This is a genomic window from Aromatoleum tolulyticum, assembly GCF_900156155.1.
In the GTDB taxonomy this organism is placed as follows: domain Bacteria; phylum Pseudomonadota; class Gammaproteobacteria; order Burkholderiales; family Rhodocyclaceae; genus Aromatoleum; species Aromatoleum tolulyticum.
Genome location: NZ_FTMD01000007.1, coordinates 198,366 through 211,055 on the forward strand (window position 1 = coordinate 198,366; position 12,690 = coordinate 211,055).

At 66.6% G+C, this 12,690-nt stretch carries 9 protein-coding genes; 8 read left to right on the forward strand and 1 reads right to left on the reverse strand.

The genetic code is table 11. The features are described 5' to 3' along the window. The first annotated feature begins 15 nt into the window (after positions 1 to 15). Entirely contained in the window at positions 16 to 1,674 is a 1,659-nt protein-coding gene (gene yidC, locus BW991_RS12520; protein ID WP_076602450.1) for a membrane protein insertase YidC, read from the forward strand. Continuing rightward, positions 1,646 to 3,001, forward strand: a complete 1,356-nt coding sequence (gene mnmE / locus BW991_RS12525) for a tRNA uridine-5-carboxymethylaminomethyl(34) synthesis GTPase MnmE (RefSeq protein ID WP_076602451.1) — start codon at positions 1,646 to 1,648, stop codon at positions 2,999 to 3,001. Before yidC ends, mnmE begins: the two co-directional genes overlap by 29 nt. Positions 3,002 to 3,272: 271 nt before the next feature. Here the strand turns inward: mnmE and BW991_RS12530 are convergent, their stop codons facing one another. Further along, a complete protein-coding gene (locus tag BW991_RS12530) occupies positions 3,273 to 4,997 on the reverse strand; it encodes an RNA-binding domain-containing protein (protein ID WP_076602452.1) in 1,725 nt (574 codons plus the stop codon). Positions 4,998 to 5,609: 612 nt separating this feature from the next. Between BW991_RS12530 and BW991_RS12535 the strand changes: the two genes are divergently transcribed. Genes BW991_RS12535 through BW991_RS12560 form a run of 6 tightly spaced genes read left to right on the forward strand, consistent with a single transcriptional unit; the run spans position 5,610 to position 12,606 of the window. Next, positions 5,610 to 6,389, forward strand: a complete 780-nt coding sequence (locus BW991_RS12535; RefSeq protein WP_076602453.1) for a sulfite exporter TauE/SafE family protein — start codon at positions 5,610 to 5,612, stop codon at positions 6,387 to 6,389. Positions 6,390 to 6,430: 41 nt separating this feature from the next. After that, on the forward strand, positions 6,431 to 7,327 hold the full coding sequence (gene speE / locus BW991_RS12540) for a polyamine aminopropyltransferase (RefSeq protein WP_076602509.1): 897 nt from the start codon (positions 6,431 to 6,433) through the stop codon (positions 7,325 to 7,327). Between the two features lie 25 nt (positions 7,328 to 7,352). Further along, complete coding sequence (gene rsmB / locus BW991_RS12545; protein WP_244551679.1) at positions 7,353 to 8,684, forward strand: 16S rRNA (cytosine(967)-C(5))-methyltransferase RsmB; 1,332 nt, start codon at positions 7,353 to 7,355, stop codon at positions 8,682 to 8,684. Beyond that, on the forward strand, positions 8,659 to 9,240 hold the full coding sequence (locus BW991_RS12550; protein WP_076602454.1) for a DUF4390 domain-containing protein: 582 nt from the start codon (positions 8,659 to 8,661) through the stop codon (positions 9,238 to 9,240). Before rsmB ends, BW991_RS12550 begins: the two co-directional genes overlap by 26 nt. Further along, positions 9,237 to 11,351 (forward strand): sensor histidine kinase, encoded by a 2,115-nt coding sequence (locus BW991_RS12555; protein ID WP_076602455.1) that lies wholly within the window; start codon positions 9,237 to 9,239, stop codon positions 11,349 to 11,351. The genes BW991_RS12550 and BW991_RS12555 overlap by 4 nt, the downstream gene beginning before the upstream one ends. 10 nt (positions 11,352 to 11,361) lie before the next feature. Then, on the forward strand, positions 11,362 to 12,606 hold the full coding sequence (locus tag BW991_RS12560) for a sigma-54-dependent transcriptional regulator (protein WP_076602456.1): 1,245 nt from the start codon (positions 11,362 to 11,364) through the stop codon (positions 12,604 to 12,606). Positions 12,607 to 12,690: the final 84 nt, after the last annotated feature.

Sequence of the window (12,690 nt, forward strand, 5' to 3'; positions counted from 1 at the left end):
ACATATAAGAATCCGATGGACCAGCGTCGACTGATACTCTTCCTCATCTTCTCCTTCGCCGTGATCATGCTGTGGGACGGCTGGCAGAAGCATAACCGTCCCGCCCCCGCGCCGACCGCGGCGGTGGCCGAGCAGCAGGCGCCGGGTTCGTCCGTTCCCGGCGCGGTGCCGACCCCGAGCGCGAACATGGCCGGCGTGCCGGTGGTTCCGGAAGCGCGCGCTGCCGCGTCGAACGCCCCGCGCGTGACGGTGCGCACCGACGTGCTCGTCGCGGACGTTTCCGCCGAGGGCGGCAGCATCGTTCGCCTCGAACTGGCGCAGCACAAGTCCAAGACCGATGTGTCGCGCAACTTCGTGCTTTTCGACGACGGTGCCGAGCACCTGTATGCCGCGCAGTCGGGCCTGATCGGCGACGGCCTGCCGAGCCACAAGACGGTGTTCGCGCTGCCCGCCGGCGAGCAGTCGCTCAAGGACGGCCAGGACACCCTTACGCTGCGCCTAGAGGCGCCGGAGCAGAACGGCGTGAAGGTCACGAAGCTGATGACCTTCCATCGCGGCAGCTACCTCGTCGATGTCGCCTACGAGATCGCCAACGGCGGCGGCGCGCCGGTGAACGCGCACGCGTATTTCCAGATGACGCGCGACGGCAAACCCGCGGAGGCAGTCGAGGGCTTCGGTGTGAACGTGTTCACCGGCCCGGCCTTCTACAGCGAGGCCGAGAAGTTCCAGAAGGTGCAGTTCGAGGAGATCGACAAGGGCAAGGCCAAGTTCGTGAAGAAGGCGAACGACGGCTGGGCGGCGCTGGTGCAGCACTACTTCGTCAGCGCGTGGCTGCCGCAGGACGGCGTCGAGCGCGAGTTCTTCGCGCGCAAGGTCGGCGACGGCCTGTACTCGTCGGGCCTGATCATGCCGGTCGCCGCGGTTGCGCCGGGCGAGAAGGGCACGGTGGCGACGCGCCTGTATGCCGGACCGCAGGAGCAGGACAAGCTCGAAGGCGTCGCCAAGGGCCTCGACCTGGTCGTCGACTACGGCTGGCTCACGGTGATCGCGGCGCCGCTGTTCTGGGTGCTGTCGTGGTTCCACAAGCTCCTCGGCAACTGGGGCTGGGCGATCATCCTCGTCACCGTGCTGATCAAGGCGGCGTTCTTCCCGTTGTCGGCGGCGAGCTACAAGTCGATGGCCAAGATGCGCGTGCTCGGCCCGCGCATGCAGCGCCTGAAGGAGCTGTACGGCAACGACAAGGTCAAGCTGCAGCAGGAAATGATGGAGATGTACAAGCGGGAGAAGATCAACCCGCTGGGCGGCTGCCTGCCGATCCTCGTGCAGATCCCGGTGTTCATCGCGCTGTACTGGGTGCTGCTGGGCAGCGTCGAGATGCGCCATGCGCCGTGGCTGGGCTGGATCCAGGATCTGTCGTCCAAGGACCCGTACTACATCCTGCCGATCATCATGGGCGCGACGATGTTGATCCAGACCAAGCTCAACCCGACGCCGCCGGATCCGATCCAGGCGAAGGTGATGCTGGCGATGCCCATCGTGTTCACCTTCATGTTCCTGTGGTTCCCGTCCGGCCTGGTGCTGTACTGGGTGGTGAACAACACGCTGTCGATTGCCCAGCAGTGGCAGATTACGAGGATGATCGAAGGTGGAAAGTCCGGCGCGAAGCCTGCCTGATACCATCGCCGCCGTCGCGACCGCGCCCGGTCGCGGCGGGATCGGCGTGATCCGCGTGTCGGGCGCAGCGCTCGTGCCGATGGCGCGGGCGCTTACCGGCAAGACCCCCGAACCCCGCTCTGCGGGGTTCGCGCGTTTTCTGGACGGCGAAGGGCGCGCGATCGACGAGGGCCTGCTGCTGTACTTCCCGGCGCCGAATTCCTTCACCGGCGAGGACGTGCTCGAGCTGCAGGGGCACGGCGGGCCGGTGGTGATGCAGATGCTGCTCGCGCGCTGCGTCGAACTCGGCGCGCGCCTGGCCGAGCCGGGCGAGTTCTCGCGCCGCGCCTTCCTCAACGGCAAGATGGATCTCGCGCAGGCGGAAGCCGTCGCGGACCTGATCGAGGCGTCGACGGTCGCCGCGGCGCGCTCGGCGCTGCGCTCGTTGTCGGGGGCGTTCTCCGACGAGATGCACCGCATCACCGACGCGCTGATCGACCTCCGCATGCTGGTCGAGGCGACGCTGGATTTCCCCGAGGAGGAGGTCGAGTTCCTCGAAAAGGCGCGCGCGCTGGAGCGCCTAGAAGGCATCCGCAGCCAGCTCGTCGATGTGCTGGAGCGGGCTCGCCAGGGGGCGCTGCTGCGCACCGGCATGAACGTCGTGCTGGTCGGCCGGCCGAACGTCGGCAAGTCCAGCCTGCTGAACTGCCTCGCCGGCGAGGAGCGCGCGATCGTGACGGAGATCGCCGGCACCACGCGCGATGCGCTGCGCGAGACGATCGCGATCGAGGGCATCCCCATCCATGTGATCGACACTGCGGGGCTGCGCGAGACCGAGGACCCGGTGGAGAAGATCGGGGTGGAGCGCACCTGGCGCGAGATCGGGCGCGCGGACGTGATCCTGCGCCTGGTCGATGCGCGCACGGGCGCGGGGGAGTCGGACGAGGCGATCGACGCGGCGCTACCGGCCGGGGTCGAGCGCATCACGGTGCACAACAAGATCGACCTGTGCGGGATCGCACCGGGTTGCAGCGAGACCGACGGCAAGGTGTCGGTGTACCTGTCGGCGCAGCGCGGCGAAGGGGTCGATCTGCTGCGCACGGAATTGCTGCGGGTGGCGGGCTGGCATGCGCACGGCGAGGACGTCGTGCTCGCGCGCGAACGCCATCTCGTCGCGCTGCGCGCGGCGCTGGCGCATGTCGAGGCCGCTCAGGGGCAGAGCGCGGCGCTCGAACTCTTCGCCGAGGAGCTGCGCCAGGCGCAGGAGCGCATCGGCGAGATCACCGGCGAATTCACGGCCGACGATCTGCTCGGGGTGATCTTCTCGCGCTTCTGCATCGGTAAGTAGATATCCCGCTCGGCCCTTACGCTCTCAAGGGCGGCCCAGCCGGTCACGTTCGGGGGCGATGTCCGGTCCGTGAAGCGCCGAGAAACCCATTTCGCCCAGCCAACCGGGCGTTTCCTGTCCGAGTGGGTTTCGGACATTCTTCCTGGGCTGATTCACGCCGTTTTTTGATCACTTCTTAACAATGTGCTTAGCACGTTAGTTTTGTAAGTGGCTGTTTGTGCTGTACTTTTTAATCGAATCTGGACGGGCGGTCTGAAGTGCTAAGCAACTGCTAAGAGCTGTTTCGTGATACGTAGAAGATGCTATTTCCGGCGCCATGTCGGTCGAGGAAGCCGGTCGGGCTGCTCCATTTTTTCAGCAGGCGCGAGGCTTCCACCTGTGCCGACTGCGAATCGCCCAAACCCAGAAGCTCTCGCAGTTCGCGATTCTTGATTTCCCGGTGGTCCTTCAGGTACTCGCGAACCATCTCGGCATATCGCACCGGATTCAGGCCCCGCGTTCTGGTGTAGGCAGCCTTGCCTTTCAAGTCCTTCGCGACGCCCTTCGACAAGTGAAATGTGGCCGCCGGTGTATGGCCCTTGCGCTCGATCAGGTGTAGCGGAGGCTGGCACATCGCGTCGAGAACTCTGCGTGCATCGTCTCGCGGGAGTTGCAGCACTTCCGCGGCCTGAGCCGTGTCGATGTAGTCCTGTGAACGCAGCGCATCCAGCACCAATAGCTGGTCCAGCCCGACGTCGGCCCCTTGAGCGTCCAGGCGTGCAATGAGACGAGCGAGTGCTTCGTGTGCTCCCTGATTGAAGATCCGCAAGGTGACTGAATGCCCGTCTGTGGAGTACTCGGGCCGGCGCTTTCCATACACCAAGGCCGAGCGGAAAATTCGCCGGCGACCGATCCCGGACGACTCGACTAACCGAAGCTTCACGAGCGCGTTGGCCAGGGTGCGATTTCGCGGTACGGCTTCGTGACGAAGAATGTTCTCTGGTGTGATCCCATCGATGAAGCCGCCCGGGCTGGTGACTACCAGTTCCTTAGCAGAGTGCCGCACCAGCACTTCCCCTGGGTTCAGGTAGTCACGATGCGTCAGCGCATTGAGCACCGCTTCGCGCACGCCTTCTAGCGGGAACTGGGGAATGCGCAGTTTGAACAGTCCGATTTCTATTTCCTTCTCGGGGTTGATCGGGCCGGAAAAGATCTGGTCCATGCGCTCGACGGCTTCCAGCAAGGGTAAGCGGTCAAGGTCGTTGCGCGCGACGGTCGTTTCGCTGTCGTGGAAGACGTAGTGGAATTGGGCCTGCGGGCAGTGGCGTGCCAGGACTTCTCGTCGCGCGAACAGCAGCATTCCCGCGTGGGTGATGTAGCCGGCGCGTATGGCCTCCAATCCCTCGAGAAACGCTTGGTCCGGAAGCTCGATGAGACCAGACGAGGGGGCCTTGCTACGAAGGATTTGACGAGCGCGTTCGATCTGCAGTGGGTCGAGATCCGAAATGGTGACGCCGGCCGCCGGCGCTCCGCTCCAGTCCACCGCTGCCGTGCTGATTTGCGTTCGCAGGAATACAGCCGGATCGAGCGGCATGCAGTTTTTGCCGATCCGCTGTTTGAACATTCCGCTGACCGTGCCATAGGGCTTCTGCGTGCCTTCGGGTATGCGCACTGCGAGCACGGTGCCGGTGCCCTCCGGAACGCGGAGTTCGATGATTTCGGCGTCGATTCCGGGCTTGGTTCCAGCGTAGATGCCTTTGCGGAACATGTCGAGGTCGTAGCCCGCAGCGCCGTGGATAGCCTGAGCGCGCCCGCGAACCTTGTCGGACGCACCGAATACCACAACCCCGCCGGATCCGTTCGCAAAGCACGAGGCGTATTCGCAGGCTACTCGCAGGTCCTCCTTTGGACCTTGCCACGGCTTGAAGTCGAGGAACTGGCTCTCCAGATCATCGGCGGTGCAATGCTCTAACGCATCGAGTAAGTGGAGGAGTTCGGTGCAGTCCGGAACGCTCATAGGGATTCGTCCATCATCAACTCCGCCACTGGCAGGCGCACGGGCCGGAGGTCAGACGCTGCGGCAGGGGGGCGCGCAGGGCGGAGAGGGATTCTATTTCGAAATTGGTCTTCATTCGTGCGCCTTTCCAACTTCTCTGCCCTATCCGATCCGCACGAAGAGTCGAGTTTCGTAAGCAAGAAAGTCCATATTCAAACTTGAAACCTGAACTAAGGAAGAGCTTCAGGTCGGGTGTTGAACACGAACACAGGTTTCGCGGATAGCCCCTGATCATCTAGATGCTGTGCTCTGGTTCAAGAGGAGACTAGGCAGCAGGGGTACATGCAGTCCTTACATGGGATGCACGGATGCGGGGCAAGTGCAGGAACGGCCGATTGGATGCCTTGGGTCGGGGCGGGCGGTAGAATGGGCGGTCCCTTTCTCTGGACGTTCCCATTAGTGTATCCATCTCGTGATTCGATGGTGCGGACGCGCAAGACATACGTGACTTCAGCGCGAGTTCCATATTCTGCACCAGGAAGTGAATGGTTATACTGGTACGATGTAATGCATCGGGCATGTCCGGGCGAGCTGCCGGGGTGCTCCCATTGTTCCACGTGAAACAGGACCACGATGCTCGACTCTGAGTGGCTGTTCGTCGGTCTCGGCCTGGCGGCCTTCTTTGCCGGTGTCGTGGATGCTGTTGTCGGCGGGGGCGGCCTGATCCAGATTCCGGCCTTGTTCTCGGCCTTTCCGAACGGGAGTCCGGCGACGCTGTTCGGGACGAACAAGTTGTCGAGCGTTGTCGGCACCACCAGTGCGGCGATCCAGTATGGCAGGCGGGTGGCCATCCCGTGGCGGGTGGCTCTGCCGGGGGCGCTCGCCGCCTTCATCGGTTCCTGGTTCGGCGCGCGGACCGTCGCCTACCTGTCACCGGAGTTGCTGCGCCCGCTGGTGCTCGGGCTGCTGATTCTCGTCGCGATCTACACTTTCCGGCGCAAGGATTTCGGTACCGGCGGCGACGTGCTGCTCGACGGGCGCCGGTCAGTGGTGGTGGCGCTGGGGATCGGGGCGGTGATCGGTTTCTACGACGGTTTCTTCGGGCCGGGCACCGGGAGCTTTCTGATCTTCCTGTTTGTCCGACTGCTCGGCATGGATTTCCTGCGAGCTTCGGTGAGCGCGAAGATTCTCAACGTTTCCACCAACGTCGCCGCGATCCTGTTCTTCGCGAGCTCGGTCGAGCTGCTGTGGGCGGTGGCTGCAGTGATGGCTTCGTGCAACCTGGCGGGGGCGCTGGTGGGATCGCGCCTGGCGCTGCGGCACGGGGCGGGCTTCGTGCGCAGGATGTTTCTCGGCGTGCTGTGTGTGCTGATCGGGAAGATTGCGTATGACCTCGTCACACGCCTGCATTGAGCGCTGCTGTTCCACGTGAAACAGTTGTCCGGGGAGAGATGATGAAAGACGACGAGAGGCCGGTAGAGCCGCTCCCTACCTCAGACACGCTGATCGAGGAGCTCGACCCGCACCACGGCTTCTTCTGTCGCGGTGCGCGCTTGCTGGAGGCGGGCCGGTCGCGCTACCAGCGCTACGAGGTGTGGGACACGCCGACCTTCGGCAGGCTCTTCCGCCTCGACGGCAGCCTGATGAGCGCCGAGCGCGACGAGTTCGTGTACCACGAGAATCTCGTGCATGTGCCCGCGCTGTGCCATCCGGCGCCGCGTCGTGCGCTGGTGGTCGGTGGCGGCGATGGCGGTTCGGCACGGGAGCTGCTCAGGCATCCGGACATCGAGCGGGTGGTCGTCGTCGAGCTCGACGAACAGGTGGTCGAGTTGGCGCGCCGCCATCTCGGGGCGATCCACCAGGGGGCGTTCGACGATCCGCGCACCGAGCTGCATATCGGCGACGGCCTGGACTACGTGCGCGGCGCGGTCGCGGCGGGCGAGGTCTTCGACCTGATCGTGCTCGACCTCACCGAGCCGGGCGAGGGGCCGGCCGCGGCGCTGTACCGCGAACCCTTCCTCGCCGATTGCCGTACGCTGCTGCACGGGGAGGGGGCGCTGACGCTGCACCTCGGTGCGCCGTGGCGGCAGGCGGAGCAGGTGCGTGCGCTGGTGCAGCGGCTGCGCACGGTGTTCGCGATCGTGCGGCCGTATTTCATGTTCATCCCGCTGTACGGCGGGCTGTGGGGCTTGGCGTGCGCGTCGGAGCGCGTCGATCCGCAGGCGCGTTCGGCCTCGGCGATCGACGCGGAGCTCGTGCGCAGGGGGATCGCGGGTCTGCGGTATTACAATGGCGAGGTCCACGCCGGGCAGTTCGCCCAGCCGAATTTTCTGCGCGAACTGCTCGCATGAGCTTTTCGCGAGCGAGTCCCAAGTTTTGAAGAATCACAGACCGAACCGATCTCCGCGACCCGAGCCCCGTTCCGATGTCCTGCCGGCCGACAGCCTGGCGTTCAGCTTCAGCTGCGCCGCGGCGCTCGTTGAATCGGTGCTGGCCGGGGCGAACCTCACCGATGCGTTCGAGGGAATGCTCGCGCAGCATCCCGACTGGCCCGACGCGACGCGCGGCGCCGTACGCGATCTGGCGTGGGGCACGCTGCGCGACTATGGGCGCGGCGATGCAGTGTTGCGCCGCCTGCTGCACAAGCCGCTGCCGGAGGCGATCCACGCCTTGCTGCTGGTCGCGCTGCATCGTCTCGAGACCCGTCCGGAGCAGGCGCATACCGTCGTGAATCAGGCGGTCGAAGCCGCTGCGGCGCTGATGGCGCCGTTGAAGGGGGTCGTGAACGGGGTGCTGCGCAATCGCCAGCGCAACGCCGCCGAGCTCGATGCGGAGCTGGTCGCTGACCAGGCGGCGTATTACCGCCACCCGTCATGGTGGATCGAGCGCCTGCGCGCGTCCTTCCCCGACGACTGGCAGGCGGCGCTCGCCGCCGGCAACGAACGGCCGCCGATGGGTCTGCGCGTGAATCGCCTGCGTGGCGGCGTCGATGCGTACGTGCAGGAGCTGGAGGCGGCCGGGCTGGGCCACCGGCGTCTTGGGAACGATGCGCTGGTGCTTGAGCGGCCGGTGGCCGTCGCGACGCTGCCGGGTTTTGCCGCAGGCCGCGTGTCGGTGCAGGATGCGGGGGCGCAGTGGGCTGCGCGTTGGCTCGATCTCGCGGCGGGTCAGCGGGTGCTGGACGCCTGTGCCGCGCCGGGCGGCAAGTCGGCACACATCCTCGAGACCGCGCCGGTCGAGCTGCTGTCGCTGGAGCTGGACCCGGTGCGCACCCGGCGCATCGCCGACAACTTCGCGCGGCTGGGGCTGGCGGGCGAGGTGCGCACCGCCGATTGCCGCGAGCGCGCGAAATGGTGGGACGGGCGGCCTTTCGACCGCATCCTCGCCGACGTGCCGTGCTCGGCCTCGGGGGTGGCGCGCCGCCATCCGGACATCAAGTGGCTGCGCCGTGCCGACGACATCGCGCGCTTCGCCGCGCAGCAGGCGGAGATCCTCGACGCGCTGTGGCCGACGCTCGCGCCGGGCGGCAGGCTGCTGTACGTGACCTGCTCGGTGTTCGACGAGGAGAACGCGCGCCAGATCGCGCGCTTCTGCGCCCGCCACGCCGATGCGCAGCGGGCGGACATCGACGGCCGGCCCGAGTGCCAGCTCCTGCCGCACGCGGACCACGACGGGTTCTATTATGCGCTGCTCGCCAAGCGTGCCTGAGCGGCTGAGGCGCGCGCTCGCTGCCGTCGTGCTGTGCCTGCTGGTGCCGCTCGCGGCACTTGCCGAGGGGCGCATCGATTACGCCGAAATCGTGCCGGGCGACGAGGGTTATGTTGTCAATGCCGACATCGACCTCGAGCTCAATCCGCGCCTGGTCGAAGCCGTCAATCGCGGCGTATCGCTGTATTTCAGCGCACAGTTCGTCGTCGAGCGCGACCGCTGGTACTGGCTCGACGAGGTCGTCGCCGAGCGCTCGCTGAATTTCCGCCTCACCTACAACGCGATCGCACGCAGCTACCGGCTGTCGGTCGGCAACTTCCACCAGAGTTTCGAGACCCTGGAGTCCGCGGTGCGCACGATGCAGCGCATCCGCAACTGGCTGATCGCGCCCGCTGGCGACCTCAAGACCGGCACCACGTATCGTGCCGCGCTGCGCTTCCAGCTCGACACCAGCCTGCTGCCCAGGCCCTTCCAGGTCACGGCGATCGGCAGCCGCGACTGGAACCTCACCACCGACTGGCAGCGCTGGACCTTCCTCGCAGGCGGCAATCCATGAAGCGCACGCTCCTCGTCGTGGTCGCGGCGATCGCCGGCATCTCGCTGTTCCTGCTCGCGTCGGCGACCTCGAATACGGACCTCTTCGCGGCAAGCTATCCCTACCTGCTCGCGATCAACGGTGCGATCGTCGTCGCGCTGCTCGGGCTCGTCGCTTTCCAGTTGCGCCGCCTGTGGCGCGAGTACCGCACGCGCCAGTTCGGTTCGCGCCTGAAGTACCGCCTGATGCTGATGTTCGCGCTGATGGCGCTGGTGCCGGGCGTCGTGGTGTATGCCGTGTCGCTGCAGTTCGTCGTGCGCAGTATCGAGTCGTGGTTCGACGTGCGCGTCGATTCCGCGCTCGAGGGCGGAATCGCGCTGGGGCAGAATGCGCTCGACTACCTCACCAGCCAGGTCAGCGACAAGGCACGCGAGATGGCGCTCGACCTCGAGGGGGTCGAGCCGGTGCCGCCGACCCTGCTCAACCGTCTGCGCGAACAGGCGGGCGTCGGCAGCGCGACCGTGATCGGGCCCTCGGGTCAGGTCGTGGCAACCGTCTCGGACGGCCTCGGCGGACTCTTTCCCGAGCTCCCCAGTGCCGCGCAGCTGCGCGAGGCCCGCCAGACGCAGCGCTACCACGTCGTCGACAGCCGCGCGGGCGCAGGCCTGACGATACGCGTCGTGGTGCCCATCCCGTCGCGCACGCTCAACATGGATACCCACTACCTGCAGCTCATGCAGGCGGTGCCGGAGTCTTTCGTGCGCAACGCGGAGGCGGTGCAGGAGGCCTATCGCGAATACCAGCAGCTGACGCTCGGTCGCGCGGGGCTGAACCGCATCTACACGCTGACCCTGACGCTGACCCTGCTGGTCGCTCTGCTCGCGGCGGTGGCGGTGGCCTTCGTGCTGTCGCGGCGGCTGGCGGCGCCGCTGCTGATCCTAGCCGAGGGCACGCAGGCGGTGGCGCAGGGCGACTTCAGTCCGCGCCAGGCGCTGCCGGCACGCGACGAGCTGGGGGTGCTGACGCAGTCCTTCAACCGCATGACGCGCCAGCTCGTGGAGGCGCGCGATCTCGCCGAGCGCAACCGTGCCGCGGTCGAATCGTCGCGTGCCTACCTCGAGAGCGTGCTGGCGAACCTGTCGACCGGGGTGCTGGCGTTCGCCGCCGACGGCAAGCTGCGGGCGGCCAACGCCGGCGCGATGGCGATCCTGCAGGACGAGCTGGAGGGCTACGAGGAACTCACGCTGACCCAGTGGCCGAAGCATCATGGCTTTCGCGATGCACTGGTGAAGGGCTTCGCCGATAACGCCGGCGACTGGCACGAGGAGCTGGAGCTGGTGTCGCACGAGGGGGCATCGCAGACCTTGCTGATCCATGGAGCGCGCCTGCCGCAGGCCTCGGGTGGGGGTCTGGTGGTGGTGTTCGACGACATTTCGCGCCTGATTGCCGCGCAGCGCACGGCGGCATGGGCGGAGGTGGCGCGCCGGCTGGCGCACGAGATCAAGAATCCGCTCACGCCAATCCAGCTTTCGGCCGAGCGGCTCGCGTACAAGCTCGCGGACCGTCTCGACGACGAGGGGCGCGAGGTGCTCGAGCGCGGCACCCGCACGATCGTGAACCAGGTCGAGGCGATGAAAAACATGGTGAACGATTTCCGGGATTATGCGAAGCTCCCGAGTCCGGTGCTCGGTCGCCTCGACCTCAACGCGCTGGTCGGCGAGGTGCTGAACCTGTACGAGAGCTCGCCGGTGATGATCCGCGCCGAGCTGGGGCGCAACCTGCCGCCGGTGGCGGGCGACGCGAGCCAGATCCGGCAGGTGATCCACAACCTGCTGCAGAATGCGGAGGACGCGCTCGCCGGCCAGGAAGACGGCGTGGTCACGCTGACGACGCGCCTGGAAGGCGATCGGGTGGCGCTGCAGTTGCGCGACAACGGGCCGGGCTTCCCGGCGCAGCTGCTGACGCGCGCGTTCGAGCCGTACTTCACGACCAAGAGCCGCGGGACGGGCCTGGGTCTGGCGATGGTGAAGAAGATCATCGACGAACATGGTGGCGAGGTTCGCCTGCTGAACGGCGAAACCGGCGGGGCCGAAGTGCGCATCCGCCTGCGCCTCGCCACCGCGGAAATGTGATTAGTGACAGATGGCAAACATACTTATCGTTGACGACGAAGTCGGTATCCGCGAACTCTTGTCGGAGATCCTGCGCGACGAAGGGCACGACGTGGCGCTGGCGGAGAACGCCGCCGCGGCGCGCGCGGTGCGCAATGCGCGGCGTCCGGACCTGGTGCTGCTGGATATCTGGATGCCCGATACCGACGGCATAACGCTGCTGAAGGAGTGGTCGGCCAACGGCCAGCTCAACATGCCGGTCGTGATGATGTCGGGACACGGCACGATCGACACCGCGGTCGAGGCGACGCGCATCGGCGCGATCGACTATCTCGAGAAGCCGATCGGCCTGCAGAAACTGCTGTCGGCGGTGAAGCGCGGCCTGCAGCGCCCCGCCGCACCCGGTGCGCCGGCGCCGCTGACGCTCGCGGCCTTCACGCGCTCGGCGCCGCTGCGCGAACTGGCGCGGCTGGTGCAGCAGGTGGTGGTCAATTCGCGCGTGCTGCTGCTGCGCGTGGGGCAGGGAAGTATCGCGGAACTCGCCGCGCGCAGCGTGCAGCCGAAGGCGTCGCCGTGGCTGGACCTCGCTGCCGTGTCGGCGCCGCTGGACGTGAACCAGCTGCAGGCCTGCCAGGGCGGGGTGCTGTTCGTCGGCGAGCTCGCGCGCCTGTCGCGCACGCAGCAGAAGAACCTCGCTTTCGCGCTGGAACGGCTGGAGCGCTACGACCTGCGCCTGGTCGTCGCGACCGACCACACGCTGGAGTCGCTGGTGCGCGAAGGCTGGGAGGAGTCGCTTGCGGTCCGCCTGTTCGAGGTGAGCCTCGCGCCGCCCTCGCTCGCGGACGTGCGCGACGATCTGCCGGAGATCGCCGCGCAGCTCCTGCTGCACCTCGTGGAGGCCGGCGAGGTGCCGCGTCGCCATTTCTCGACGGCGGCGTTGAATGCGCTGCGCGCGCAGCCCTGGCCGGGCGGCTATGCGGAACTGCGGGCGGCGGTGAAGTCGCTGGCGCTGGGGACGCTGGACGAGGAGGTTGCGCTGACCGACGTGCGCAGGCTGCTGATCCCGGCCAGCGAGGGGGCGGTCGCGGTATCGCTCGACCAGCCGCTGCGCGAGGCGCGCGAGGCTTTCGAGCGCCTGTACTTCGAGCACCACCTGCGCCTCGAAGGCAGCAACATGACGCGGCTCGCGGAGAAGAGCGGCCTCGAGCGCACGCACCTGTACCGCAAGCTCAAGCAACTGGGCCTGCACGGCAGCCGACGCACCGAGGAAACCTGAGGGATTGAGGCGGCCGCACAACAGTCCCGCTGCGCGGGCCGAGCGCTCGCGTAGAATCAGGCTTCCATAATGCTCGGGGCGTCT